Genomic DNA, 25,560 nt, shown 5'->3' with positions numbered 1-25,560 from the left:
GCCCTCCCGCTCAAGCTTCGGACGGCGTCTTGCGACGCGACTTCGGCATATCGACATACACCACGCTGCCTTCGACCTTCGAGCCGAACAGCGAACCCTCGGAAACGCCGCCCGAACACCCGTTGCCGAACGAGAAGCCGCAACTGCCCTTCTCGTTGAACGAGTCCTCGACCATTTCCTTGTGCGACGACGGCACGACGAAGCGGTCCTCGTAGTTCGCGATCGCCATGGTGCGGTACATGTCCTCGACCTGCTCGGGTGTGAGGCCTGCGCGCGCGAGAACCGCGTTGTCGTTCACGCCGTCCACGGCCTGGGTGCGCTTGTAGGCGCGCATCGCCAGCATGCGGTTGAGCGCAGAAATCACGGGCTTTTCGTCGCCGGCGGTCAGCAGGTTGGCGAGATAGCGCATGGGAATGCGCAGGCTCGCCACGTCGGGAATCACGCCGTCCATGCCGATATGGCCCGCGTCCGCGGCCGACTGGATCGGCGACAGCGGCGGCACGTACCAGACCATCGGCAGCGTGCGGTACTCGGGGTGCAGTGGGAACGCGATCTTCCACTCGACCGCCATGCGGTACACGGGCGAGCGCGCGGCGGCGTCGAGCCAGCTCTGCGGCACGCCCTGGCGGCGCGCCTCGGCCTGAATGGCGGGATCGTGCGGATCGAGGAACACCTCGAGCTGCGAGTGATACAGATCCTGCGTCGATTCAACCGAGGCCGCCTCGCTGATGCGGTCCGCGTCGTAAAGCATCACACCCAGATAGCGGATGCGGCCCACGCACGTTTCCGAGCAGACGGTCGGCTGCCCCGCCTCGATACGCGGATAGCAGAAGATGCACTTCTCGGCCTTGCCGCTCTTCCAGTTGAAGTACATCTTCTTGTACGGGCAACCCGAGATGCACATGCGCCAGCCGCGGCACTTGTCCTGGTCGACGAGCACGATGCCGTCGTCTTCGCGCTTGTACACCGAGCCCGAGGGGCACGACGCCACGCACGCGGGATTCAGGCAGTGCTCGCACAGGCGCGGCAGATACATCATGAAGGTGTTCTCGAAGGTCGAGTACATCTCCTTCTGCACGTTCTCGAACAGCTTGTCGCGGCTGCGCGAGGCGAACTCGCCGCCCAGGTCGTCTTCCCAGTTGGGACCCCAATGGATCTTGTCCATCTTCTTGCCGGTGATGACCGACACGGGGCGCGCGGTGGGCGGCGTCTGCGAGAGGCGCGCCTTCTGCAAATGCTCGTAGTCGTACGTGAACGGCTCGTAGTAGTCGTCGATGCCGGGCAGGTTCGGGTTCGCGAACAGGTTGGCCAGCACCTTGAGCTTCGGGCCCTGGCGCGGCTCGATCTTGCCGTTCGGGTTGCGGACCCAGCCGCCGTTCCACTTCTCCTGGTTCTCCCATTCCTTCGGATAGCCGATGCCGGGCTTCGTCTCGACGTTGTTGAACCACGCGTACTCGACGCCATCGCGCGACGTCCACACGTTCTTGCACGTGACGGAGCACGTATGGCAACCGATGCACTTGTCGAGGTTCAGGACCATCGCCACCTGGGCGCGGATTTTCATGATGCTGCTCCTTCCTTCATCGGGCCTTCCAGCCACTCGACCTTCCTCATCTTGCGCACGATCACGTACTCGTCGCGATTGCTGCCGACGGTGCCGTAGTAGTTGAAGCCATACGCGAGTTGCGCGTAGCCGCCGATCATGTGCGTGGGCTTGAGCACCGTGCGCGTGACCGAGTTGTGAATGCCGCCGCGCATGCCGCTCGTTTCCGCGCCGGGAACGTTGATGATCTTTTCCTGCGCGTGATACATGAGGCACATGCCGCGCGGCACGCGCTGGCTCACCACGACGCGCGCGGTGAGCGTGCCGTTCACGTTGAACACTTCGACCCAGTCGTTATCGACGAGCCCGGCTTCTTTCGCCTCGGCTTCCGAGACCCAGACGTGCGGGCCGCCACGCGAAAGCGTGAGCATGCGCAGGTTGTCCGTGTACGTGGAGTGGATGCCCCACTTCTGGTGCGGCGTGATCCAGTTCAGCACGAGTTCGTGCTCGCCGTTGGGTTTCGCGCCGAGCATCGGCGAGGTCGTCTTCGTGTCGATGGCGGGCTTGTAGTTGCACAGGCCCTCGCCGAAATCGAGCATCCAGCGGTGATCCTGATAGAACTGCTGACGGCCCGTGAGCGTGCGCCAGGGAATCAGCTCGTGCACGTTCGTGTAGCCTGCGTTGTAGCTCACCTCTTCCGATTCGAGCCCCGACCACGTGGGCGCGGAGATGATCTTGCGCGGCTGCGCCTGCACGTCACGAAAGCGGATCTTGTCGTGCTCGCGGCCTTCGGCCAGATGCGTGTGATTCCGGCCCGTGATCTTCGAGAGCGCGTCCCACGCCTTCACCGCTACGTGGCCGTTGGTTTCCGGCGCGAAGGTGAGGATCATCTCGGCGGCGTCGATGGCCGTTTCCAGACGCGGGCGCCCCTCGGCCGCGCCGCGGTTCTGCTGGATGCCGGTGAGCCGGGCAAACTCGCCCACCTCGTGCACGGTGTTCCAGTTGATGCCCTTGCCGCCGTTGCCCAGCTTCTCGAGCAGCGGCCCGACCGACGTGAACTTGTTGTAGATCTCGCGATAGTCGCGCTCCACGAGCGTCATCGAAGGTGCGGTCTTGCCAGGGATCAGATCGCATTCGCCAAGACGCCAGTCCTTCGGCTCGAACGCCTGGCCGAGTTCGCCCGGCGTGTCGTGCATGAGCGGCGTGCACACGAGGTCCGTGCGCTTGCCCAGATGCGCGCCGCCGATCTCCGAAAACGTCTTCGCGATGGCCTTGTAGATCTCCCAGTCGGTCTTGCTCTCCCACAACGGCTGCACCGCCTCCGAAAGCGGATGGATGAACGGGTGCATGTCCGACGTGTTGAGGTCGTCCTTCTCGTACCACGTGGCCGAGGGCAGCACGATGTCGCCGTACAGGCACGTGGTGCTCATGCGGAAGTCCAGGACGGTGAGCAGGTCGAGCTTGCCTTCGGCCGCTTCGCGCACCTTCACTTCGGAAGGCTTGATCGCGTCGGCTTCGTCGCCGAACAGCGCGTTCTGCGTGCCGAGCAGGTACTTGAGGAAATACTCGTGCCCCTTGCCCGAACTGCCGAGGATGTTCGAGCGCCACACGAACATGTTGCGCGGGAAGTTCGCAGGGTTGTCGGGGTCGTCGCAGGCGAAGTTCAATGCGCCCGACTTCAGCTGATCGACGGTGTATTGCACCGGCGGCACGCCCGCGCGCTGCGCGGCATCCACCACGTCGAGCGGATTGGCGCCCAGTTGCGGCGCCGAAGGCAGCCAGCCCATGCGCTCGGACTTCGCGTTGAGGTCGAGCATCGACAGATTCTTGTAGCGTTCGCGGTCCGCGCCGGGGCCGAGGATCTCGTCGAGACTCACCTTCTCGTGGCGCCACTGGCTCGTGTGGTTGTAGAAGAACGACGTGCCGTTCATCTGGCGCGGCGGGCGCGACCAGTCGAGCGCGAACGCGAGCGGCGCCCAGCCGAATTGCGGACGCAGCTTTTCCTGGCCCACGTAGTGCGCCCAGCCGCCGCCGCTCTGGCCGATACAGCCACACATCATCAGCAGATTGATGATGCCGCGGTAGATCATGTCGTTGTGGTACCAGTGATTGAGCGCCGCGCCCACGATCACCATGCTCTTGCCGCGCGTGCGGTCGGCGTTGTCGGCAAACTCGCGCGCCACCTGGATCACGAGCTTGCGCGGCACCGTGGTGTGCTTCTCCTGCCATGCTGGCGTGCAGGGCACGTCGTCGTCATACGAGGACGCGACGTTCGGGCCGCCAAGCCCCTGGTCGACGCCGTAGTTGGCCATCTGCAGGTCGTAGACGGTGGCGACCAGCACACTCGTGCCGTCCGCCAGCGCCACGCGCTTCACGGGCACGCGGCGCGCGAGCAGCGCGCCATGTTCGCCGCCGAAGTACGGGAAGCCCACCTCGACCACTTCGTCATGCCGATCGACGAGCGAAAGGCGCGGATCGATTTCGCGGCCGCTGCCACCGTCCTTCATTTCGAGGTTCCAGCGGCCCACCTTCTTGCCGCCGTCGTGCTCGCCTTCGCCCCAACGGAAGCCGATCGAGCCGTTCGGCGCGACGATGTCGCCCGTGGTCGAATCGATGGCGAGCGTCTTCCACTGCGGGTTGTTCGCTTCGTCGAGATTCGCGGCGAATTGCGACGCGCGCAGGAACTGGTCCGGCACCAGCGAGCCGTCGCGCTTCGCGAGCGCGACGAGCATCGGCATGTCGGTGTACTGCTTCACGTAATCGCGGAAGTACGCGGACTTCGCCGTAGCGTGAAACTCCTTGAGCACCACGTGGCCCATCGCGAGCGCGAGCGCCGCGTCGGTGCCCTGCTTCGGCGCGAGCCAGATATCGCCGAACTTCACCATCTCGCCGAAGTCGGACGACACGGCCACCGTCTTCGTGCCCTTGTAGCGGACCTCCGTGTAGAAGTGGGCGTCGGGCGTGCGCGTTTGCGGCACGTTCGAGCCCCACACCACGAGATAGGTGGAGTTATACCAGTCGGCCGATTCGGGCACGTCGGTCTGCTCGCCCCACACCTGCGGCGAGGAAGGCGGCAGGTCGCAGTACCAGTCGTAGAACGACAGGCACGCCCCGCCGATCAGGCTCAGATAACGCGCGCCCGCGGCGTACGAGACCATCGACATTGCGGGAATGGGCGAGAAGCCAATCACGCGATCGGGACCGTACTTGCCGATGGTGTAGGCGTTGGCCGCCGCGATCATCTCGGTGGCCGTGTCCCACCCGGCGCGCACGAAGCCGCCCTGGCCGCGCGCGCGCTTGTAGTGCGCCGCCTTCTTCGGGTCCTCGACGATCGAAGCCCATGCCTTGACCGGGTCGAGCGTCTTGCGCGCCTCTCGCCACATCTCGATCAGACGCCCGCGGATCATCGGGTACTTCACGCGCTGCGCCGAATACACGTACCAGCTATACGAGGCGCCACGCGGGCAGCCGCGCGGTTCGTGATTGGGAAGGTCAGCGCGCGTACGCGGATAGTCGGTCTGTTGCGTTTCCCACGTGATCAGGCCGTTCTTCACGTAAACCTTCCACGAGCACGAGCCCGTGCAGTTCACGCCGTGGGTCGAGCGCACGATCTTGTCGTGCTGCCAGCGGCTGCGATAGCCGTCTTCCCATTTGCGGTCCTCGTTCACCACCGCGCCGTGACCTTTCGAAAACGTCGACTTCACGCGCGACATGAACTTCAACCGGTCCAGAAAATAACTCATCACGTTCTCCGGGACTGCTGCTGGAATCGATCGATCGCGCCTGTCGCCGCCCGCTCGCGTTGCAAGCCTGGCGCCTCGCGCTCGTATCGTTCCGAGTATGGCGAGCAGGCACCTGCCTGCCCATTCATCAACGGGAGAGTTCGCGCTACTCCCAAAGGACTAATCCGGTTCAGCAAGGCGTTGACGCGTTGCGGCGCGCATAGAAGAACCACGTCACCACCGCGCACACCACATAGAAGCCGATGAAGCACACGAGCGCGCCGACCGGTGAGCCGGTCATGTCGAGCGACGAGCCAAAGCTCTTCGGAATAAAGAAGCCGCCGTACGCGCCCATCGCGCCCGCGAAGCCGAGCACCGCCGCCGATTCCTTGCCCGCTTCGGCGAGCGCGCCGCGCTGTGCGTCATCACCCTTGCTCTTCGCGGCGCGTTGATGCTGCGTCAGGAAGATCACGGGAATCATGCGGAAGGTCGAACCGTTGCCGATGCCGGTGAGCGCGAACAGCACGACGAACATCGCGAGGAAGCCGGCGAAGCTGCCTTGTGCGCCGCCCAGCGCGCCGCCCGGCAGGAACGCGATCACGCCCATCACCGCGACGATCATCGCGAGGAAAGTCCAGAGCGTGACGCGCGCGCCGCCGAGCCTGTCGGAGATCCAGCCGCCGACGGGGCGCGTGAGCGCGCCGGCGAGCGGCCCGAGGAAGGCCCATGCAGTCGGGTTGATGGCGGGAAACTCCGCCTTCGTGAGAAGCGCGAGGCCGGCCGAGAAACCGATGAACGAGCCGAACGTGCCGACATAGAGAAAGCACATGATCCAGTTGTGCGCGCGGCGGAAGATCACGGCCTGCTCGCTGAACGAGGCCTTCGCGTCGGCGATGTCGTTCATGCCGAACCACGCGGCGAACGACGAGACGACGATGAGCGGAATCCACACGAAGCCGGCGTTCTGCAGCCAGATGCTGTGCTCGACGCCGTCCTTCACGTAGGTGTGCCCGTCGCCGAGCAGGCCGGCGAACACGGCCGTCGAGATGACGATCGGTGTGACGAACTGCACGAGCGAGACGCCGAGGTTGCCGATGCCCGCATTGAGGCCGGTGGCGAAACCCTTGCGCGCCTTCGGGAAGAAGAAGCTGATGTTCGCCATCGACGAGCTGAAGTTCGCGCCGCCCAGACCGCACAGCAGGGCGAGCACGAGCAGCGTCGAATACGAGGTGGACGGATCGCGCAGCGCGAAGCCCATGCCGAAGGCCGGGATCAGCAGGCTCGCCGTGGAGATCGCCGTGAAGCGGCGGCCGCCGAAAATCGGCACGAGAAACGAATAGAAGATGCGCAGCGTGGCGCCCGAAAGCGCGGGCAACGCCGTGAGCCAGAAGAGTTCGTTCTTGGTGAAGTGAAAGCCGCCCTTGTCGAGATTGACGACCGTGACGCTCCACAGCGACCACACCACGAACGCCAGCATCAGCGCGGGAATCGAAATCCACAGGTTACGGGTGGCGATCTGCTCGCCGGAAGCCTGCCAGAACCTGGCGTTCTCAGGCTCCCATTGGGTCAGGAGATACTTGGACATGATTGTGCTCGTTCAGTAGGCGCCGCACGCGCGGCGCAAGTTGGATCATTCGGAGTACGTGGTTTCCTTCGGCGCCGGCGGCGCGGCTCGAACCTTGTGCGCGAGCTTCGCGCTGCCGTGGGCGAGCGCTTCGGGGCGGAACGAAAAGTGCATGAACAGCAGGCTCACCAGGGTGGCGCCGAACATCAACATGAAGCAGGTGGTACGCACGCCCGTGAGGTCGACGAGCAGGCCGAACAGGATCGGCAGCACGAAGCCCGCGAGACCGCCCGCCAGCCCCACGACGCCGGAGACGGCGCCGATGTTGTCGGTGTACTCGTCGCCGATGAACTTGAAGACCGAGGCCTTGCCTACCGCCATCGCAATGCCGACGACGAACATCAGCACCGTGTAGAACACCGGTCCCGTGCTGATATGCAGACCGAGCGGGCCATGCGCACTGTGGATCGTGAAGTCGGTCGGCGGGTAGCTCAGCAGGAAGAAGCACGCGAGCGCGACCCACATCACGGCCCACGTCGTGCGATAGGCGCCGTAGCGGTCGGAGAGCCAACCGCCTGCCGCACGCAGCACGCCGCCGGGCAACGAGAAACACGCCGCGAGAAACGCAGCCTGCTCGATGCCGAAGCCGTACTGGTTCACGTAGTACTGCGGCATCCACAGCGACAGGCCGACATAGCCGCCGAACACCACCGAGTAGTACTGCGCGTAGCGCAGCACACGCGGGTCGGCGAGCACGCGCAACTGGGCCGCCACGCTCTGCGTGCCAGGCACGCGGTGCGCCGGGTTGCTCGCGGAGAATATCCAGAACAGCAGCGCGGTCACGAGCATCGCAACGGCGTAGACCTTGGGCACGATGGTCCACGTGCCGGCCGCGACGATCAGCACGGGCGCCACGAACTTGTTGAGCGCGGCGCCCGAATTGCCTGCGCCGAAGATGCCCATGGCGAGACCCTGGCGCGACTTCGGGAACCAGCGCGCGACATAGGGCGTGCCCACCGAGAACGATGCGCCGGCGAACCCCACGAACAGGCCTAGCGTGAGGAATTGCCAGAGTTGCGTCGCGTACGAGACGAGCCAGATCGGCACGATGGTCGCGAGCATGGTGATGAAGAAGACGATGCGCCCGCCGAAGCGGTCGGTCCAGATGCCGAGCGGAACGCGGGCGAGCGAGCCCGTGAGCACGGGCATCGCGGCAATCAGGCCGAATTCGGTATCGGTGAGGTGAAGCTGCTTTTTGAGCGGAATGCCGAGGATCGCGAACATCATCCAGACGGCAAAGCAGATCGTGAACGCGAAGGTACTTGAACCCAGCACGCGCCAGGCACGGCTATCGGCGACAGGTTCCGCCTGCGGAGATGGGGCGGCTTTCATGAATTTCCCTCTTGTCGTTTAGTTAACGCGACAAGAGTAGGAAAGACGAAAGGTGCGGGCTATTCTCCGCAGGGAGTGCGCGACGATGCGCCACTAGAACTTAAGGAGTAGTACCGCGGGAACGAGTTGGCGCGGAAGAGAAATCGCATGCATGCGAACGCGCCGGAGAGCAATAAGATTAGTCCGAGAAGCCGTAGCGTGTCATGAAACACGCTACGGCATGGTGTCGCACGCGATCAACCAAAGATCAGCGGAACACGACCGTCTTGTGACCGTTGAGCACGATGCGATGCTCCACGTGCCACTTCACCGCGCGCGCAAGCGTCACGCACTCCACGTCGCGGCCGATGGCGGTGAGCTGATCCGGCGTCATGTTGTGATCCACGCGCTCGACTTCCTGCTCGATGATCGGCCCTTCGTCGAGATCGGACGTCACATAGTGCGCCGTGGCGCCGATCAGCTTCACACCGCGATCGAACGCCTGGTAGTACGGCTTCGCGCCCTTGAAGCTCGGCAGGAACGAATGGTGGATGTTGATCGCGCGGCCTTCGAGCGCCTTGCAAAGCTGCGGCGAGAGGATCTGCATGTAGCGCGCGAGCACCACCAGATCGACGCCTTCGCGGTTCACCACTTCGAGCACGCGCGCTTCCTGCGCGGCCTTGTCGGCCTCGGTGCCGCCGAGCAGCGGGAAGTGATGGAACGGAATGTTGTAGCTCGCGGCGAGCTGATAGAAGTCCTTGTGATTCGAGATGATCGCTGGAATCTCGATAGGCAGCTGGCCGGTGCGATAGCGGAACAGCAGGTCGTTCAGGCAATGGCCGATCTTCGAGACCATGATGACGACGCGCGGCTTCACGTTCGCGTCATGCATCTCCCAGCGCATGCCGAACTCCTGCGCGAGCGGCTCGAACGCGCTGCGCAGACCGTCGAGGCCCGGGTCGCCGCCCACTTGCTGGAAGTGCACGCGCATGAAGAACTCGCCCGTGTGGCTGTCGCCGAACTGGGCCGAGTCGAGAATATTGCTGCCGCGCTCGAACAGAAAGCCCGACACGGCGTGCACGATGCCAGGCCGGTCGGCGCACGACAGTTTGAGGATGAAGCTGTGATCGGTCGACATGACCTTGGTAACTCCCGTCAAGACTTGGTGTTGCTAAAAGGGCTTTGGGCTTTGCTAAAAGAACCGGCGCCCTTTCACAGCGTCGGCGGTTCGAAGATCGCGGCAATGCCCTCGCACGCGTCTTCGTCTATCCATCGGCGGCGCAGCAGGCAGTCGAGCGTCGCGAGGCTCGCGTCTACCGTCATCGCGCCCTCCTCGATCCAGCGCGCGGCTTCGTCGATGCGTGCGAGGCGATGCTCGCCCACTTCGCCGTCCTGGTTGTGCGGCACGAAATCGGCCGGGAGCACGAGATCGTAGATGAAGATCTGCTCAGCCTGCGTGCCCTCTGGCAGCGACTGCAGCACGTGCACGGTGCGGCCCGCGCGCGCCTCGCGCGCCAGCTCCTCGGCAATGCCCGCCTCTTCCCAGCATTCCTTCACGAGCGTGGCCTCGATCCCGAAGCCCCAGCCGATGCCGCCCGCCACGACGTTGTCCAGCATGCCGGGGTCGGTGGCCTTGGTATCACTGCGCCGCGCGATCCACAATTGCGGCGCGCCGGGCGCGCCTACGCCGGCCGCACCGGAATCTGCGTATTCTACGACGCCGTTCAGATGAACCGCGTACGTCATCGTGCCGAAAAAGCGCGAGGCCGCACGTTCGATAAAGGCGAGCGGCGGCGCATCGAAGGTGTTGCGGATCGCGTAGGTTTCGTTGCGCCAGCCGGGAATGTGCCCTTCCGCCGCGAGTGCGCCGATCACCGAACCGAGCGCGGCGCTGCGTGCATCGACGCTATCGAAGTGCGGGGCGAGCGTCACGCGGGCGCTATCCGCATCGCCGTCGATTTCGAACACGTCGGGCCAGCGTGCGAGCCGCGCCACGTCGTTCTCGCGTATCCAGCCCACGCGCTCGTCACCGATGTGAAACGGCAGATGCGCGCCGGCATCGAAGCGTCGCGCGTCGATAATGCAAGGCAAGCTCATCGATCAGGACTCCATAGATCAGTCGCGCAGGGCGACGCGTATGCCGATGGCGATGAAGGTGATGCCGGCCAAGCGGTCGAGCCACAGGCCCGCGCGCGGCCGGCGCTTCAGCCAGCCGCCGATCGTGCCCGCGCACAGCCCGAAGAGGGAGAACACGACGACCGTCTGCGCCATGAACACGAGGCCGAGCTCGAGCATCTGCAGCGTGACGGGCTGCGCGCCATGCGGGTCGACGAACTGCGGCAGGAACACGACGAAGAACAGCGTCACCTTCGGGTTCATGATGTTGCCGAGCACGCTCTGGCGAAAGATCGCGGAGAGCGGCTGGCGCGGCTTGTCGCCGGCGGCGGCGAGGCCCTGGCTGCGCAGCGCCTTCACGCCGATCCACACGAGATACGCGGCGCCCGCGAGCTTGAGGATCTGGAACGCGAGCGGCGAAGAACGCAGCACGGCGGCCACGCCGAGTGCCGCGAGCGTGGTGTGGAACGTCACGCCCGCGGCGAAACCCAGCGCGGCCACGAGCCCGGCGGCGCGGCCCTGCGAAATGCCGCGCGCGAGCACCTGGAGATTGTCGGGACCGGGCGCGAACGTGATGGCGATGGAGGTGGCGAGAAAGAGCGCGAAATTCGGCATGAGATCGACTCGTGACGGTGGGCGTTCGGGTTGTTTCAGTGGCCGCCGAAGGCGGTCACGGTGAAGAGCGGCAGGCCGGCATCGGTGAGCAGCCTCGAGCCGCCCAGATCCGGCAGGTCGATGATCGCGGCGCCCTCCACCACGCTCGCGCCGAGGCGTTCGAGCAGCAGCTTGCCGGCCATCATGGTGCCGCCGGTGGCGATCAGGTCGTCGACGATCACGACGCGGTCGCCCTTGCTGCAGGCATCCTCGTGAATCTCGACGGTCGCTTCGCCGTATTCGAGCTTGTAGGTCTCGGAAACCGTCTTGTACGGCAGTTTGCCGATCTTGCGGATCGGAATGAAGCCCACGTTCAGCTCATACGCGACGATCGGCCCGATGATGAAACCGCGCGCGTCGAGCCCGGCCACGTAGTCGAGCTTCGCATCGACATAGCGCTCGACGAACAGGTCGATCAGCACGCGCAGCCCCTTCGGATGGCCGATGAGCGGCGTGATATCGCGGAACTGCACTCCCGGCGCAGGCCAGTCGGGCACCGTGCGGATCAGGCTGTTCACGAACTGGGCGGCTTCAGCGCTCGGGTTCGCAGGTGCGTTGGACATGATTTCTCCGGGTAATGACCAGACAAGAACGGTAGAGTTATTTAAACGGGGCTGGACCGCTTGGCGCGGTCTCGCGATCGCGCGAACGACGGCGTGTCAGACCGCCGCCGCGCCCGCACCGGCCGCGCCCGGCTTGCGATGCCGCGAAAGCCGCTCCTCGGCCTGCGCGAGCTGCTCAGGCAGACCGCGCAGCACGACGATGTCGGCCTCGCGCAGTTTGGTCGATGGGTCCGGTTCCACACCGCGAATGCCGTGGCGGCGGATCGCCGTCACCTCGACGCCAAGCTCGTACAGGCCCAGTTCCGCGAGCGTGCGGCCCACGGCGTCGGCGCGCTCGTCGACCGGTACGGATTGTAGCCGCACCTGCTCGTGACCGTCCTCGCCCACATCGTCGGTACCGTGGAAGTAGCCGCGCAGGAGGCTATAACGTTCGTCGCGTAGTTCCTCCACGCGGCGCACCACGCGCCGCATCGGCACGCCCATCAGCACCAGCATGTGCGAGGCGAGCATCAGGCTGCCTTCCACGATCTCCGGAATCACCTCGGTCGCGCCCGCGGCGAGCAGGCGTTCGAGATCGGCGTCGTCCACCGTGCGCACGATCACGGGCAAGGTGGGCTCCAGTTCGTGAATGTGATGGAGCACGCGAAACGCCGATTGCGTATTGGCGTACGTGATCGCCACCGCGGCCGCGCGGTGGATGCCCGCCGCGACGAGCGATTCGCGCCGCGCGGCGTCGCCGAACACCACCGACTCGCCGGCCGCCGCAGCCGCCGCGACGCGGTCCGGGTCGAGGTCGAGCGCGACGTACGAAAGGCCTTCGTATTCGAGCATGCGCGCGAGATTCTGCCCTGCACGGCCGTAGCCGCACACGATCACATGGCCGCTTTGCTTGATGCTTTGCGTGGCGATGCGCGTCATCATCAGCGACTGCTGCATCCATTCCGTCGAAGAGAGGCGCAGTACGATGCGGTCGGCGTTCTGAATCAGGAACGGTGCGGCGAGCATCGACAGCAGCATGGCCGCGAGGATCGCCTGGAGCAGCGTGGCGTCGACCAGATGCTTGTCGAGAATGAGGTTCAGCAGCACGAAGCCGAACTCGCCGGCCTGCGCGAGACCGAGACCCGTGCGCATGGCCACGCCCGGCGAGGCGCCGAAAATACGCGTGAGCGCCGTGATGAGCACGGCCTTCATCACGACCGGCCCGAGGAAGAACGCCGCCACCATGATGGGGTGCTGCCAGATCACGTGCGGGTTGAGCAGCATGCCCGTGGTCACGAAGAAGAGGCCGAGCAGCACGTCGCGAAACGGCTTGATGTCCTCTTCCACCTGGTGCCTGTACGGCGTCTCGGCGATCAGCATGCCCGCGATGAAGGCGCCGAGCGCGAGCGAGAGGCCGAACTTGTCGGTGATGAACGCGGCGCCCAGCGTGACGAGCAGCACGTTGAGCACGAACAGCTCCTGCGAGCGGCGGCGGGCGACCACGTTGAACCAGCGCGTCATGAACTTCTGGCCGACGATGAGCAGAATGCCGAGCGCGAGCACGATCTTCACGGCCGCCGTACCGAGCGACTCGACGAGCGACGCCGACGAACCGCCGAACGCCGCGATCACGATGAGAAGCGGCACCACGGCCAGATCCTGGAACAGCAGCACGCCCAGAATGTTGCGGCCATGCTCCGATTCGATCTCGAGCCGCTCGGAAAGCATCTTGCTGACGATGGCCGTCGACGACATGGCGAGCGCGCCGCCCAGCGCCACGCAGGCCTGCCACGTGATATGCACCCACGGTTCCAGCACGAGCCCGAGCAGGAGTGCCACGACGATCGTGCCCATCACCTGCGAAAGCCCGAGTCCGAACACGGCGTGGCGCATGGCGCGCAGCTTCGAGAGCGAGAACTCGAGGCCGATGGAGAACATCAGGAACACGACGCCGAACTCGGCCAGGTTCTGCGCGCCGTGCGTGTCCGGCACGATGCCGAGCGAGCGCGGGCCCACGAGAATGCCCACCGTGAGGTAGCCGAGCATCGGCGGCAGATTCAGATAACGAAACAGCACGACGCCAACCACCGAGGCGAGCAGCAGGAACAGCGTCATTTCCAGCGGGGAGATCATCGTGTGAAGCGTCCTCGTTCGTCTGCGTCGTTACCGGCGATGCAAATTCTGCCCCGCGCCGGGTCAATGATCGACGCCAGGGCGGCTAAGGCCTGTTTACATGAATAACGGGCTAAATGGGAAGGGCTACGGAGAAACGGCTGGGCAAGCCCGGCGGCTCGCGCACGGGGTTTTGGCGCTGGGGGCGCCGGCGCGGCGCGCAGACGCCTTTGCTATACTCCGCGGATGATAGCGAAAATCAATGGCGACCGGGCGCTGAAGCTCGCTCGCAACGTGCTCGACATCGAAGCGGACGCCGTGCGCGGGCTTCGCGACCGGCTCGACGACAACTTCGTCGGCGCGGTCGACCTCATCCTCAGCTGCCGTGGACGCGTGGTCGTTTCCGGCATCGGCAAATCGGGCCATATTGCCCGCAAGCTCGCGGCCACGCTGGCCTCCACGGGCACCCCCGCGTTTTTCGTGCACCCGGCGGAAGCGAGCCACGGCGACCTCGGCATGGTCACCGCCGACGACGTCTTCATCGGCCTGTCGAACTCCGGCGAATCCGAAGAACTCGTGGCGATCCTGCCGCTCGTCAAACGCATTGGCGCGAAGCTCATCGGCATGACGGGCAATCGCCCGCAATCGACGCTCGGCCAGCTTTCCGACGTGCATCTGGACGCCGGCGTGGAGAAAGAAGCCTGCCCGCTGAACCTCGCGCCCACCGCCAGCACGACGGCGGCACTCGCGCTCTCCGACGCACTCGCGGTCGCGGTGCTCGACGCGCGCGGCTTCGGTGCCGACGACTTCGCGCGCTCGCATCCGGGCGGCGCGCTCGGCCGGCGCCTGCTCACCTACGTGCGCGACGTGATGCGCACGGGCGACGAAATCCCGAAGGTGCGCGACGACGTGACCGTGCGCGACGCCCTCTTCCAGCTCACGGCCAAGCGCATGGGCATGACGGCGGTCGTCAACGCCGACAACCACGTGCAGGGCATCTTCACGGATGGCGACCTGCGCCGTGTGCTCGAGCGCGTGGGCGATTTCCGCGACCTGCCGATCGCTCAGGTCATGACGAAAGGCCCGCGCACGATCGGCCCGGACCAACTTGCCGTCGAAGCTGTGGAACTGATGGAGCGCCATCGCATCAATCAGATGCTGGTCGTCGATGCCGAGGGCACGCTGATCGGCGCCCTCAACATGCACGACCTGTTCTCCAAGAAGGTGATCTGATGGCTAGCCCACTCGACGCAACCGCGCGCGCCGCGCGTGTGCGCTTGATGATTTTCGACATCGACGGTGTGCTCACCGACGGTGGCCTGCTCTTCACCGGCGCGGGCGACACGATGAAGGCGTTCAACTCGCTCGACGGCCACGGCGCGAAGCTCCTGCGCGAAGCCGGCATCGACACGGCCATCATCACCGGGCGCCGTTCGGAGACCGTCGCCGTGCGCGCGAAGGAACTGAAGATCACGCATCTGTGGCAAGGCGTGGAAGACAAGCGCGTCGCGTTCGCCGAGCTGCTCTCGCAAACGGGCATTGCGCCCGAAGCGTGCGGCTACATGGGCGATGACTGGCCCGACCTCGGCGTGATGCTCCAGTGCGGCTTCGCGGCTGCGCCCGCGAACGCCCACCCCGACGTGCTCTCGCGCGCCCACTGGGTGTCCGACAAGGTGGGCGGCCACGGCGCCGTGCGCGAAGTCACCGACCTGATCCTGCGCGCGCAGAACCGCTACGACGCCCTGCTCGCCGCGGCCTGCGCGCCGCTCGCCGGGATGCCGCGATGAACCACCAGAAGTTCCGCCTCACGTCGCTCGTGCCGCTCGTGTGCGTCGCCGCGCTCGCCGGTTTCACGTGGTGGCTGCTGCAGGCCGTCCAGCCGCGCGAGAAGGAGGCGGCGCCGCGTGCGCCCACGCATACGCCCGATTATTTCGCCGATAACTTCTCGGTGTCCGAGCTCGACCAGTCGGGCGCCACGCAGTACCGGCTCACGGCCACGCACATGGTTCACTACGAGGACGACGAGAACAGCGACCTCACGAACCCGGCCGTGCGCGCATTCCAGCCCGGCAAGCCGATCGTCACGGCCACCGGGCTGCGCGGCACGGTCAACGCCGACGCCTCGATCGTCAATCTGTACGACAACGCGCGCATTCTGCGCGCGGCCGGCGCCGGCGACCCCGAAATGCAGGCTGATTCCGAGCATTTCAAAGTGCTCGTGAACGACGATGTGATCCTGACCGAAAAGCCGGTTAAACTTCGACGCGGCCAGTCGGTCATGACGGCCACCAGCGGCATGAACTACAACAATGTCTCCCGGGTCATCCAGCTCTTCGGCAACGTCCGTGGAGCCATCGCCCCGGCAGACTCCGGCGGCTCGTCCTGAACGCCGGGCCGTCCACGCAAGGCACGATTGCATGAACGATTCGCTTCCCCGTCCACTGAACGGCCGTTCGCCTGACGCCCGCCGCGCACGCTTCGCGGCGCTGATGGCGCTCGCCAGCGCGCTGCTGTTCGCCGGCCTCGCGCCCGCGGCCCACGCCGAGCGCGCCGACAAGGACAAGCCGCTCAATATCGAAGCGGACAACATGACCTATGACGATCTGAAGCAGCAGACCGTCTTCACGGGCCACGTGGTTGCCACCAAGGGCACGATCCTCATCAAGGCCGACAAGCTCGTCGTCACCCAGGACCCGCAGGGCTACCAGTTCGCGACCGGCACCGTCGCGCCGGGCACGCCCGCCGACAAGCTCGCCTACTTCCGCCAGAAGCGCGAAGGCCTCGACGAATACGTCGACGGCACGGCCGAGCGCATCGACTACGACGGCAAGCAGGACCTCACCACGCTCACGACGCGCGCCACGGTGCGCCGCCTGCAGGGCCTCTCGACGGTGATGGATCAGGTCCACGGCAGCGTCGTCACGTACGACGGCCAGAACGACTTCTACACGGCGCGCTCCGGCAAGGACGTCGCGGGTCCCGGCAACCCCGGCGGCCGCGTTCGCGCGATGCTCTCGCCGCGCAACACCACCACCGGCGCACAGCCGCCCGCCGGCGCCCCGGCCGCCCTCACGCCGTCCACCAAGCTGCAGGAAGCGCCGCCACAGTGAATACCGTCACCGCCACCCAAAGCTACGGCCGCCAGCTGGCCGGCAAGACGAGCACGCTCGTCGTGCGCAACCTGAAGAAGCGCTATGGCTCGCGCACCGTCGTCAAGGACGTGTCGCTCGACGTGAAGAGCGGTGAAGTGGTCGGACTGCTCGGCCCCAACGGCGCCGGCAAGACCACGTCGTTCTACATGATCGTGGGTCTCGTGCCGCTCGACGCGGGCGAGATCGACCTCGACGGCCGCTCCATCAGCCTTCTGCCGATCCACAAGCGCGCGGCGCTCGGTCTTTCGTATCTGCCGCAGGAAGCCTCGGTGTTCCGCAAGCTCACGGTCGAGGAGAACATCCGCGCGGTGCTCGAACTGCAGGTCGACGGCAACGGCAAACGTCTGTCGAAAGACGTCATCACCGAGCGCGCCGAAGCGCTGCTCGAGGAGCTGCAAATCGCGCATCTGCGCGAGAATCCGGCGCTGTCGCTGTCAGGCGGCGAACGCCGGCGCGTCGAAATCGCGCGCGCGCTCGCAACCGATCCGAGCTTCATCCTGCTCGACGAGCCGTTCGCGGGCGTCGACCCGATCGCCGTGCTGGAAATCCAGAAGATCGTGAAGTTCCTGAAGCAGCGCAATATCGGCGTGCTGATCACCGACCACAACGTGCGCGAGACGCTCGGCATCTGCGATCACGCGTACATCATCAGCGACGGCAGCGTGCTCGCGGCCGGCGCACCCGGCGAGATCATCGAGAACGAGAACGTGCGCCGCGTTTATCTCGGCGAGCACTTCCGCATGTAAGCCCCCGGGCGCGCCTCGCGCGCCCGTTCACCGCAGTCCCGCAGCGCCCACCCGGGCGCGCGCGATCCGCTTTCGCGTTTTTCCGGCCTCATCTTTCGCGTTTCCCCGTGTAACTGCTCGACCTTGCCCCCAAAACGGTGCATGGCAGGCCCGGGAGCGCCCCTGTTTGCGCACCAAATTCCGGGCAGGCACCGGCGTGGCGCACGCTCGTTTTTGCGAGTGCCCCGTGGTTTCGTCCGCGTGGCAAACTCTTTACAATGGTTCGCACACCGCCATGAAAGCCAGCCTCCAACTCCGCCTCTCGCAGCATCTTGCGCTCACGCCACAACTGCAACAGTCCATCCGGCTGCTGCAGCTGTCGACGCTCGAACTGCAGCAGGAGGTCGCGACGGCGATCTCGCAGAACCCGCTGCTCGAGAACGAGGACGACTGGATCGCGAGCCCGCTGCGCGTGGCCGCGGACGGCTCGGTCATCGCGCAGCCGCCCGCGCCCTCCGGCGCCGAGCCGATGCAGGGCGCGAACAGTTCCACCTCGACGTCCAACGGCAGCGGCGAAAACAGCGAGAGCGAGCCGCGAGGCGTGGACGAATACGACGGCCTTGGCGGCGACGCGAACGGCGACGCGAGCCAGTGGAACCTGGACGATTACGGCCGCTCGGGCAACGCCTCCGACGACGACGACCTGCCGCCGCTGCAGATCCACGAATCGACCACCACGCTGCGCGACCATCTCATGGCGCAGTTGCGCGAAACGAACGCGAGCCAGCGCGACCGCGCGCTCATCACGTTTCTCATCGAATCGCTCGACGAAGACGGCTACCTCAGCGCGACCTGCGAGGAAATTCTTGCCGACATTCCCGAAGAATTCGAAGTCGACGCCGACGAATTCAATGCGGCGCTAGCGCTGCTGCATAGCTTCGACCCCGCGGGCGTGGGCGCGCGCTCGGCCTCCGAGTGCCTCAAGCTGCAGTTGTTGCGCGTCACTTCGTCGCCCACGCGCACGCTCGCGCTCGAAATCGTGTCGAACTATCTCGAACTGCTCGCCGCGCGCGACTTCACGCGGTTGCGCAAGCAACTGAAGACGGGCGACGACGAGCTGCGTGACGCGCATGCGCTGATCCGTTCGCTCGAACCGTTCCCGGGTTCGTCGTATGGCAAGGCTGAAGCCGATTACGTGGTGCCCGACATCATCGTGAAGAGGACCGGCCAGAACTGGCATGCGGAACTCAACCCCGAGGTGGTGCCGAAGCTGCGCATCAACCACCTGTACGCGAATATCCTGCGCAACAACCGTGGCGATCCGGCTAGCGGTTCGCTGCGCCAGCAGCTGCAGGAAGCGCGCTGGCTCATCAAGAATATCCAGCAGCGCTTCGAGACGATCCTGCGTGTCGCGCAGGCTATCGTCGAGCGTCAGAAGAACTTTTTCGTGCACGGCGAAATCGCCATGCGCCCCTTGGTTTTGAGGGAGATTGCTGATACGCTGGGCCTACACGAATCAACTGTCTCGCGTGTGACAACCGGTAAATACATGCTGACTCCATTCGGGACACTTGAATTTAAGTACTTCTTCGGATCGCATGTATCGACGGACACCGGAGGCGCTGCATCGTCCACCGCCATCCGCGCCCTCATCAAGCAACTCATAGGAGCCGAGAACACCAAATCTCCTCTTTCAGACAGCCGCATAGCCGAACTGCTGGCAGAACAGGGCTTCGTGGTCGCGCGACGCACCGTTGCGAAGTATCGCGAGGCGCTGAAGATTCCAGCCGTCAATCTGCGCAAGTCTCTTTAGCCTGTTCCGGCTTTTTCGGAGCAGGCGTTTTCCGGCCGCTACGCCCGTTGGCGGACATGGCCGGCCGAGTTCGCCCGCCGTCGCAGGCCTTTCGGGGAGCCGCGTTCTGGCAGACAGTCGACCGGCATTGCCGCACTTCACGCGTCACGCGGCCATCAGCCTGGAGAAGCACTATGAATCTGAAGATCAGTGGACACCATCTCGAAGTAACGCCAGCGTTGCGAGAATACGTGATCACCAAACTGGACAGGGTGCTAAGACATTTCGATCAGGTAATCGATGGCAATGTGGTCCTCTCGGTCGACAACCATAAGGAAAAGGATAAGAGACAGAAGGTCGAAGTGAACCTTCATCTGAAAGGCAAGGACATATTTGTGGAAAGCGCGAACGGCGACATGTACGCCGCCATCGATCTCGTGGTCGACAAGCTGGACCGCCAGGTCGTACGTCACAAGGACCGCGTGCAGGGACATCAACATGAGGCGATCAAGCACCAGCCTGCGCCCATCATCGAAATCCCGCCGCAGTGATCCCACAGTGTCCTGTGTGGCGATTCACGCCATGAACCGGGGCTGGAGTTGATAGTTCATCCTCCGCCCCCCGAAGCGAAGCCGCCCAAACCGGGCGGCTTTTTCGTGAGTACGCGCAATGCAGGGTTTTACCGCCGGGTGCAACCGGGCAACGAGGGTTGCGCTCATGCGTGGCGCATCGCACCATCGGCGTGGACGCTTGTTCTATAATGGTCCAGTCGTATTACGGGGTCTAACGCGCCAACAGGTCCCCACGGTCCCGGCACCGGGCTTCGTCGCCAGATCCAAAGCTTCCGCCAAAGCGGTCAGCTGTCGGGGTGTGGAGCATTCAGGCCACGTTTTCGCCTGCCAACATGAATCGTTTAGCCAAAATACTTCCCATCGAGAACGTCGTCGTCGGCCTGTCCGTCACCAGCAAGAAACGCGTCTTCGAGCAGGCTGGCCTGATCTTCGAAAACCAGAACGGCATCGCCCGCAGCACGGTTACCGACAATCTTTTCGCACGCGAGCGTCTCGGCTCCACGGGCCTCGGCGAAGGCGTCGCGATCCCGCACGGCCGCATCAAGGGCCTGAAGCAGCCGCAGGCCGCCTTCGTGCGCCTCGCCGAGCCGATCGCCTTCGAAGCGCCAGACGGCCTGCCCGTGTCGCTTTTGATCTTCCTGCTCGTGCCCGAACAGGCCACGCAGCAGCACCTTGAAATCCTGTCCGAGATCGCACAACTACTGTCGGATCGCGAAACGCGTGAGCGGCTCCATACGGAAGAAGACCGCGAAACGTTGCATCGCCTGCTCACCCAGTGGCAACCTTGATGTAATGTGCGGCGTCTTGCGAGGCGCGGTCGCGGTACGCGCGGCCGAACAGCGCGCGCTCGACGCTCGTTGCAGGGGTGAAGCGTAAGGCGCCGGCAGCCGTGAACCACCCAGGTAGCGCACCCAGGCCAGGTCGCGCGGATTATTTAGCCAGCAATTCAGTCAGCCGTTAAGCGAGTCATCTCGCGGAGTCACCGACTCATGGACACTTCCAGCATCAACGCCCAAAGCATCTTCGACGACAACGCCACCACGCTGAAACTCAGCTGGCTGACGGGGCACGAAGGCTGGGAACGCGGCTTTTCGACCGAAACGGTGGCCACGGCCACGGCGAGCGCCGACCTCGTCGGTCACCTGAACCTGATCCACCCGAACCGCATCCAGGTGCTCGGCGACGCCGAAATTCACTACTACCAGCGCCAGACCGACGAAGACCGCTCGCGCCACATGGCCGAGCTGATCGCGCTCGAACCGCCGTTTCTCGTGGTCGCCGACGGCATGACCGCGCCGCCCGAACTGGTGCTGCGTTGCACGCGTTCTTCCACGCCACTCTTCACCACGCCGATGTCGGCGGCCACCGTCATCGACAGCCTGCGCCTCTACATGTCGCGCATTCTCGCGCCGCGCGCGACGCTGCACGGCGTATTTCTCGACATTCTCGGCATGGGCGTGCTGCTCACGGGCGACTCGGGTCTCGGCAAGAGCGAGCTGGGTCTGGAGCTGATCAGCCGCGGCCATGGCCTCGTAGCCGACGACGCCGTGGACTTCGTGCGCCTCGGCCCCGATTTCGTCGAGGGGCGCTGCCCGCCGCTGTTGCAGAACCTGCTCGAAGTGCGCGGCCTCGGCCTGCTCGACATCAAGACGATCTTCGGTGAAACGGCCGTGCGCCGGAAGATGAAGCTCAAGCTCATCGTGCAACTCGTGCGCCGCCCGGACGGCGAGTTCCAGCGTCTGCCGCTGGAGAGCCAGACCGTCGACGTGCTCGGCCTGCCCATCAGCAAGGTCACGATCCAGGTGGCCGCGGGCCGCAACCTCGCCGTGCTGGTCGAGGCCGCCGTGCGCAACACGATCCTGCAATTGCGCGGTATCGACACCCTGCGCGACTTCATGGACCGCCAGCGTCTCGCCATGCAGGACCCCGACAGCCAGTTTCCCGGCAAGCTGATCTGACGCCCGAAGCGGTGAGGCCGGCGAGGCGCGCAATGTACGCCGTGCGCGCCCTCGAAACGAGCGCCTGCGGCCCGGAGAGCCAATACAGGCGCGCGGATCGGATGCTATGATGACCCAATCGGGTTCATCGACTCTCCCATGCGTATCATCCTGATCACCGGCATTTCGGGTTCCGGCAAGTCAGTGGCGCTCAATGCGCTCGAAGACGTCGGCTATTATTGCGTCGACAATCTGCCGCCGCGCTTTCTACCGCAACTCGCCCAATATCTCAGCGACGACGGCTACGAACGCCTCGCCGTCGCTATCGATGCGCGCTCGAGTTCGTCGTTCGACGACATGCCGGAGATGATCCGCGACCTGGCGCTTCGCCACGATGTGCGCGTGCTCTTCCTCAACGCGAGCACGCAGTCGCTCATCCAGCGCTTCTCGGAAACGCGCCGCCGCCATCCGCTTTCGGGCTCCGCCGCGCACGACGCCAACGTGGGCATGCTCAAGTCACTCGAAGAAGCGATCGAGCACGAGCGTGAACTCGTTTCGAACCTCGCCGAGTTCGGCCATCAGGTCGACACGAGCAACCTGAGTTCCAACGCACTGCGCCAGTGGGTGAAGGTGTTCGTCGGCGGCGAGCGCGGCTCGCTCATGCTCACGTTCGAATCGTTCGGCTTCAAGCGCGGCGTACCGCTCGACGCCGACCTCGTGTTCGACGTGCGCACGCTGCCGAACCCGCATTACGACGCCCGCCTGCGGCCGCTCACCGGGCTCGATCAGCCCGTGATCGACTTTCTCAATGCGCAGCCGGCCGTCCACGAAATGATCGACGATGTCTATGCGTTCGTCGCGAAGTGGCTGCCACATTTTCGCGCCGACAACCGCAGCTATCTCACCGTTGCGATCGGCTGCACGGGCGGACAACATCGATCGGTGTACATCGCCCAGACGCTCGCCACGCGCTTTGCCGGCGAGTCGAACGTTATCGTGCGTCACCGCGACGCGCCTCTCGATGTCGGAGAGTCGTCACGGCTGATCGCCTAACCGGCTGCGCATCGCGCGGCCCTTAACCGAAAGCGTTGCGCCATGTCCTCGTCTCCTGCCGTGCTTGGCCGTTTGCCGTTGTTCCCGCTGCATACGGTGCTGTTCCCCGGCGGCCTGCTGCCGCTCAAGATCTTCGAAGCGCGATACCTGGACATGGCGAGCGAGTGCCTGCGCGAGCACACGCCGTTCGGCGTGTGCCTGCTCAAAAGTGGCGCGGAAGTCGCGCAGCCCGACGAGACGACTGCCGTGCCCGAATCCGTGGGATGCCTCGCGCTCATCGAGCAATGCGATGTCGAGACCGTCGGCATGCTGCATATCCAGGCTCACGGCACGCAACGCTTTCATCTGCTCTCGCATCGCGTGGAAGCCGACGGCCTGCTCGTGGGCACGGCCGAGTTGATCCCCGAAGATATTCCACTGGAAGGCGGCAAACAGCTCGCGCAATTCGGCGCGTGTGCGGAAGTGCTCGAGCGCATCATCGCGACGATCCGCGAGCGCGATTCCGCGAGCCTGCCGTTTGCGGAGCCGTTCCGCTTCGACGATCCCTCGTGGGTATCGAACCGTCTGGCCGAGGTGCTGCCGATCGCGCTGCGCGCGCGTCAGAAGCTCATGGAGTTGAACGACGCCGGCGCGCGTATCGAAATCGTGCATCACTACATGCAGCAGCATCAGCTGCTTTGATGCAGCGTTGATGCCGCTTGCTCGCTGACTCAGATCAGCGGTCCACGCAAACCATCGAGCAGTTTGCGCACCGGCGCGGGCACGCCATACGCGTCGATGTTGCCTAGCGACACCCATGCGCTCTGTCCATCATTGGCTTCGAGCGGCGCGGCATTGCGCTTGAGTTCGATCACGCGCGGCTCGATGTCGAGCTTGAAGTGCGTGAACGTATGCGTGAGCGGCATGAGCGCCGAACTCGACGCCGCGCGCTCCGGCGTCACTCCGAAGTCTCGCGCGCGCTCGGCGAGCGCGGGTTCGTCCGCGGCTTCGGGCAAGCTCCACAACCCACCCCAGATACCCGATGGCGGGCGCTTCTCCAGCATCACCGCATCGCCGTCGAGCAGCACGAGCATCCACGTGCGCCGCGTGGGCACGGCCTTCTTCGGGCGCGCGGCGGGTAGTTCGCGTTGACGTCCCGTCGTGTTCGCCACGCAGTCCTGCGCGAACGGGCAGCGCGCGCAGTCGGGCTTGCCCCGCCCGCACAGCGTCGCGCCAAGATCCATCAAGCCTTGCGTGTACGCGCTCACGTCGGCGTCGCTCGCTTCGGGACCCGGCACGAGCGTTTCGGCGAGCGTCCACATCGCGTTCTCCACGCGCTTTTCACCAGGAAAGCCTTCCACGCCGAACACGCGCGCGAGCACGCGCTTCACGTTGCCGTCCAGGATCGTTTCGCGCGCGCCGAACGCGAACGACGCGATCGCCGCCGCCGTCGAACGGCCGATGCCGGGCAACTCCGCGAGCGCCTCGACCGTCAGCGGAAACTTGCCACCGTGGGTATCGGCCACGACCTGCGCGCAGCGGTGCAGATTGCGCGCGCGCGAGTAATAGCCGAGGCCGGCCCAGAGCGCCATCACGTCGTCGTCGGACGCGGCAGCGAGCGCTTCGACCGTGGGAAAGCGCTCGAGAAAACGCGCGTAGTACGGAATCACGGTCGAGACCTGAGTCTGCTGCAGCATGATTTCCGAGAGCCAGATGCGGTACGGGTCGCGCGTGTTCTGCCACGGCAGGTCGTGACGGCCATGCTCGCGCTGCCAGGCGATCAGGCGCGGCGCGAAACCGGTAAGCAGCTCAGCGGGATACGCGCCAGCCGGTAGCGGCACGGAAGTGGAAGAAGTTCGGTACATGGAAATGCCTGGCGCTCAGCGCTGGCAGCGCGGACAGAAATAAGTGGAACGCTGGCCCTGCACGATCTGCTTGATCGGCGTGCCGCACACGCGGCAGGGTTGGCCCGCACGGTCATAAACGAAGTATTCGAGCTGAAAATAGCCGCTTTCGCCGTTGCTGCCGACGAAGTCGCGCAGCGTGCTGCCGCCCTTCTCGATGGCCGAGGCGAGCACGGCGCGCACGGCATCCGCGAGGAGTTCGTAGCGCGCAAGCGAAACGCGGCCCGCGGGGGTCGTCGGCCGGATACCGGCGCGGAACAGACTTTCCGATGCGTAGATATTGCCAACGCCCACCACGATATCGCCCGCGAGGAGAGCCTGCTTGACGGCGACCTTGCGGCCGCGGGTCTCGCGAAAGAGCAGTGCGCCGTCGAAGGCCGGTGTGAACGGCTCGATGCCGAGCGCCGCCAGCAGCGGATGGCCGAGCACGTCGCCAGCCTCGCGCGGGTGCCAGAGCACGGCGCCGAACCGGCGCGGGTCGCGAAAGCGCAGCGTGAAGTCGTCGAAGAACCAGTCGACGTGATCGTGCTTCTCCGCGGCCGGCGGCTTCGGCAGATTGCGCAGCACGCGCAGCGTGCCGGTCATGCCGAGATGCACGATGAACCAGCCTTCGTCGACCTCGAACAGCAAATACTTGCCGCGCCGCCCAACCGAACGTATCGTGCGGCCGCGCAGCGTACGGGCGAGCGTAGCCGGCACGGGCCAGCGCAATGCGGGGTTGCGCACCTCCACGCGCTCGACGCGGCGGCCCGCGACCCACGGTTCGATCCCCCTTCGGGTAACCTCAACTTCTGGCAACTCTGGCATATCTCGCGGCCTGATT

General features: G+C 65.2%; 22 protein-coding genes. 11 read left to right on the top strand and 11 right to left on the bottom strand.

Going from position 1 to position 25,560, the window contains the following annotated elements; genetic code table 11:
- Positions 1 to 10 precede the first annotated feature (10 nt).
- The 9 genes from narH to AB4Y36_RS09165 all read right to left on the bottom strand — a co-directional run bounded on the left by narH (position 11) and on the right by AB4Y36_RS09165 (position 13,644).
- A complete protein-coding gene (narH, locus tag AB4Y36_RS09205; protein WP_368682790.1) occupies positions 11 to 1,564 on the bottom strand; it encodes a nitrate reductase subunit beta in 1,554 nt (517 codons plus the stop codon).
- On the bottom strand, positions 1,561 to 5,286 hold the full coding sequence (locus AB4Y36_RS09200) for a nitrate reductase subunit alpha (RefSeq protein WP_368682789.1): 3,726 nt from the start codon (positions 5,284 to 5,286) through the stop codon (positions 1,561 to 1,563). Before AB4Y36_RS09200 ends, narH begins: the two co-directional genes overlap by 4 nt.
- A 169-nt stretch (positions 5,287 to 5,455) precedes the next feature.
- Positions 5,456 to 6,850, bottom strand: coding sequence for a NarK family nitrate/nitrite MFS transporter (locus AB4Y36_RS09195; protein ID WP_368682788.1), 1,395 nt, complete (start codon positions 6,848 to 6,850; stop codon positions 5,456 to 5,458).
- Between the two features lie 45 nt (positions 6,851 to 6,895).
- On the bottom strand, positions 6,896 to 8,221 hold the full coding sequence (locus AB4Y36_RS09190; RefSeq protein WP_368682787.1) for a nitrate/nitrite transporter: 1,326 nt from the start codon (positions 8,219 to 8,221) through the stop codon (positions 6,896 to 6,898).
- Between the two features lie 247 nt (positions 8,222 to 8,468).
- Complete coding sequence (gene purU, locus AB4Y36_RS09185; protein WP_069264838.1) at positions 8,469 to 9,338, bottom strand: formyltetrahydrofolate deformylase; 870 nt, start codon at positions 9,336 to 9,338, stop codon at positions 8,469 to 8,471.
- Between the two features lie 74 nt (positions 9,339 to 9,412).
- Complete coding sequence (locus AB4Y36_RS09180) at positions 9,413 to 10,297, bottom strand: DUF4743 domain-containing protein (RefSeq protein WP_368682786.1); 885 nt, start codon at positions 10,295 to 10,297, stop codon at positions 9,413 to 9,415.
- An 18-nt stretch (positions 10,298 to 10,315) separates the two neighbouring features.
- Entirely contained in the window at positions 10,316 to 10,930 is a 615-nt protein-coding gene (locus AB4Y36_RS09175; protein ID WP_368682785.1) for a LysE family translocator, read from the bottom strand.
- 35 nt (positions 10,931 to 10,965) lie between these two features.
- Positions 10,966 to 11,532, bottom strand: coding sequence for an adenine phosphoribosyltransferase (locus AB4Y36_RS09170; protein WP_069264845.1), 567 nt, complete (start codon positions 11,530 to 11,532; stop codon positions 10,966 to 10,968).
- 96 nt (positions 11,533 to 11,628) lie between these two features.
- Positions 11,629 to 13,644, bottom strand: coding sequence for a cation:proton antiporter (locus AB4Y36_RS09165; RefSeq protein WP_069264848.1), 2,016 nt, complete (start codon positions 13,642 to 13,644; stop codon positions 11,629 to 11,631).
- Between the two features lie 225 nt (positions 13,645 to 13,869).
- Here AB4Y36_RS09165 and kdsD point away from each other — a divergent pair, with 225 nt between their 5' ends.
- The 11 genes from kdsD to AB4Y36_RS09110 all read left to right on the top strand — a co-directional run bounded on the left by kdsD (position 13,870) and on the right by AB4Y36_RS09110 (position 23,535).
- Positions 13,870 to 14,856: an arabinose 5-phosphate isomerase KdsD gene (kdsD, locus tag AB4Y36_RS09160; protein WP_069264850.1), complete on the top strand. Its 987-nt coding sequence runs from the start codon at positions 13,870 to 13,872 to the stop codon at positions 14,854 to 14,856.
- The gene (locus AB4Y36_RS09155) at positions 14,856 to 15,410 is read left to right on the top strand and encodes a KdsC family phosphatase (RefSeq protein WP_368682784.1); all 555 of its coding nucleotides are present in this window, start codon (positions 14,856 to 14,858) and stop codon (positions 15,408 to 15,410) included. The genes kdsD and AB4Y36_RS09155 overlap by 1 nt, the downstream gene beginning before the upstream one ends.
- Positions 15,407 to 16,009 (top strand): LPS export ABC transporter periplasmic protein LptC, encoded by a 603-nt coding sequence (lptC, locus tag AB4Y36_RS09150; RefSeq protein ID WP_342949516.1) that lies wholly within the window; start codon positions 15,407 to 15,409, stop codon positions 16,007 to 16,009. Before AB4Y36_RS09155 ends, lptC begins: the two co-directional genes overlap by 4 nt.
- 31 nt (positions 16,010 to 16,040) lie before the next feature.
- Positions 16,041 to 16,733, top strand: a complete 693-nt coding sequence (lptA, locus tag AB4Y36_RS09145) for a lipopolysaccharide transport periplasmic protein LptA (protein WP_368682783.1) — start codon at positions 16,041 to 16,043, stop codon at positions 16,731 to 16,733.
- Positions 16,730 to 17,521 (top strand): LPS export ABC transporter ATP-binding protein, encoded by a 792-nt coding sequence (gene lptB, locus AB4Y36_RS09140; RefSeq protein ID WP_069264858.1) that lies wholly within the window; start codon positions 16,730 to 16,732, stop codon positions 17,519 to 17,521. Before lptA ends, lptB begins: the two co-directional genes overlap by 4 nt.
- 274 nt (positions 17,522 to 17,795) lie before the next feature.
- Entirely contained in the window at positions 17,796 to 19,313 is a 1,518-nt protein-coding gene (locus tag AB4Y36_RS09135) for an RNA polymerase factor sigma-54 (protein WP_342949517.1), read from the top strand.
- Positions 19,314 to 19,486: 173 nt separating this feature from the next.
- The gene (gene raiA, locus AB4Y36_RS09130; protein WP_028201861.1) at positions 19,487 to 19,843 is read left to right on the top strand and encodes a ribosome-associated translation inhibitor RaiA; all 357 of its coding nucleotides are present in this window, start codon (positions 19,487 to 19,489) and stop codon (positions 19,841 to 19,843) included.
- A 353-nt stretch (positions 19,844 to 20,196) separates the two neighbouring features.
- Entirely contained in the window at positions 20,197 to 20,652 is a 456-nt protein-coding gene (gene ptsN / locus AB4Y36_RS09125) for a PTS IIA-like nitrogen regulatory protein PtsN (protein WP_069264863.1), read from the top strand.
- 201 nt (positions 20,653 to 20,853) lie between these two features.
- Positions 20,854 to 21,822, top strand: a complete 969-nt coding sequence (gene hprK, locus AB4Y36_RS09120; protein WP_028201859.1) for an HPr(Ser) kinase/phosphatase — start codon at positions 20,854 to 20,856, stop codon at positions 21,820 to 21,822.
- 138 nt (positions 21,823 to 21,960) lie between these two features.
- Positions 21,961 to 22,854 carry an RNase adapter RapZ gene (gene rapZ / locus AB4Y36_RS09115; RefSeq protein WP_069264864.1) on the top strand — a complete coding sequence of 298 codons (894 nt, stop codon included), beginning with the start codon at positions 21,961 to 21,963 and terminating at the stop codon, positions 22,852 to 22,854.
- Between the two features lie 42 nt (positions 22,855 to 22,896).
- The gene (locus AB4Y36_RS09110; RefSeq protein WP_069264867.1) at positions 22,897 to 23,535 is read left to right on the top strand and encodes an LON peptidase substrate-binding domain-containing protein; all 639 of its coding nucleotides are present in this window, start codon (positions 22,897 to 22,899) and stop codon (positions 23,533 to 23,535) included.
- A gap of 29 nt (positions 23,536 to 23,564) precedes the next feature.
- On the opposite strand, the gene mutY is transcribed toward AB4Y36_RS09110, so the two are convergent.
- Together mutY and mutM are read right to left on the bottom strand one after the other, a co-directional pair.
- The gene (gene mutY, locus AB4Y36_RS09105) at positions 23,565 to 24,698 is read right to left on the bottom strand and encodes an A/G-specific adenine glycosylase (RefSeq protein ID WP_368682782.1); all 1,134 of its coding nucleotides are present in this window, start codon (positions 24,696 to 24,698) and stop codon (positions 23,565 to 23,567) included.
- 15 nt (positions 24,699 to 24,713) lie between these two features.
- Entirely contained in the window at positions 24,714 to 25,544 is an 831-nt protein-coding gene (gene mutM, locus AB4Y36_RS09100) for a bifunctional DNA-formamidopyrimidine glycosylase/DNA-(apurinic or apyrimidinic site) lyase (protein ID WP_069264868.1), read from the bottom strand.
- Positions 25,545 to 25,560 lie beyond the last annotated feature (16 nt).

Source organism: Paraburkholderia sp. BR10936 (assembly GCF_040965735.1).
In the GTDB taxonomy this organism is placed as follows: domain Bacteria; phylum Pseudomonadota; class Gammaproteobacteria; order Burkholderiales; family Burkholderiaceae; genus Paraburkholderia; species Paraburkholderia nodosa_A.
This window is presented reverse-complemented; position numbering and strand designations above follow the sequence as displayed.

Excerpts from the sequence above, each read along its gene's own strand:
- lptC (WP_342949516.1), top strand. The coding sequence starts at position 15,407 with ATGAACCACCAGAAGTTCCGCCTCACGTCGCTCGTGCCGCTCGTGTGC.
- AB4Y36_RS09180 (WP_368682786.1), bottom strand. The coding sequence starts at position 10,297 with ATGAGCTTGCCTTGCATTATCGACGCGCGACGCTTCGATGCCGGCGCG.
- hprK (WP_028201859.1), top strand. The coding sequence starts at position 20,854 with ATGGACACTTCCAGCATCAACGCCCAAAGCATCTTCGACGACAACGCC.
- AB4Y36_RS09190 (WP_368682787.1), bottom strand. The coding sequence starts at position 8,221 with ATGAAAGCCGCCCCATCTCCGCAGGCGGAACCTGTCGCCGATAGCCGT.
- AB4Y36_RS09175 (WP_368682785.1), bottom strand. The coding sequence starts at position 10,930 with ATGCCGAATTTCGCGCTCTTTCTCGCCACCTCCATCGCCATCACGTTC.
- raiA (WP_028201861.1), top strand. The coding sequence starts at position 19,487 with ATGAATCTGAAGATCAGTGGACACCATCTCGAAGTAACGCCAGCGTTG.
- mutM (WP_069264868.1), bottom strand. The coding sequence starts at position 25,544 with ATGCCAGAGTTGCCAGAAGTTGAGGTTACCCGAAGGGGGATCGAACCG.
- AB4Y36_RS09135 (WP_342949517.1), top strand. The coding sequence starts at position 17,796 with ATGAAAGCCAGCCTCCAACTCCGCCTCTCGCAGCATCTTGCGCTCACG.
- AB4Y36_RS09165 (WP_069264848.1), bottom strand. The coding sequence starts at position 13,644 with ATGATCTCCCCGCTGGAAATGACGCTGTTCCTGCTGCTCGCCTCGGTG.
- AB4Y36_RS09195 (WP_368682788.1), bottom strand. The coding sequence starts at position 6,850 with ATGTCCAAGTATCTCCTGACCCAATGGGAGCCTGAGAACGCCAGGTTC.
- narH (WP_368682790.1), bottom strand. The coding sequence starts at position 1,564 with ATGAAAATCCGCGCCCAGGTGGCGATGGTCCTGAACCTCGACAAGTGC.
- AB4Y36_RS09200 (WP_368682789.1), bottom strand. The coding sequence starts at position 5,286 with ATGAGTTATTTTCTGGACCGGTTGAAGTTCATGTCGCGCGTGAAGTCG.
- kdsD (WP_069264850.1), top strand. The coding sequence starts at position 13,870 with ATGATAGCGAAAATCAATGGCGACCGGGCGCTGAAGCTCGCTCGCAAC.
- AB4Y36_RS09155 (WP_368682784.1), top strand. The coding sequence starts at position 14,856 with ATGGCTAGCCCACTCGACGCAACCGCGCGCGCCGCGCGTGTGCGCTTG.
- purU (WP_069264838.1), bottom strand. The coding sequence starts at position 9,338 with ATGTCGACCGATCACAGCTTCATCCTCAAACTGTCGTGCGCCGACCGG.
- AB4Y36_RS09170 (WP_069264845.1), bottom strand. The coding sequence starts at position 11,532 with ATGTCCAACGCACCTGCGAACCCGAGCGCTGAAGCCGCCCAGTTCGTG.
- AB4Y36_RS09110 (WP_069264867.1), top strand. The coding sequence starts at position 22,897 with ATGTCCTCGTCTCCTGCCGTGCTTGGCCGTTTGCCGTTGTTCCCGCTG.
- lptA (WP_368682783.1), top strand. The coding sequence starts at position 16,041 with ATGAACGATTCGCTTCCCCGTCCACTGAACGGCCGTTCGCCTGACGCC.
- mutY (WP_368682782.1), bottom strand. The coding sequence starts at position 24,698 with ATGTACCGAACTTCTTCCACTTCCGTGCCGCTACCGGCTGGCGCGTAT.
- ptsN (WP_069264863.1), top strand. The coding sequence starts at position 20,197 with ATGAATCGTTTAGCCAAAATACTTCCCATCGAGAACGTCGTCGTCGGC.
- rapZ (WP_069264864.1), top strand. The coding sequence starts at position 21,961 with ATGCGTATCATCCTGATCACCGGCATTTCGGGTTCCGGCAAGTCAGTG.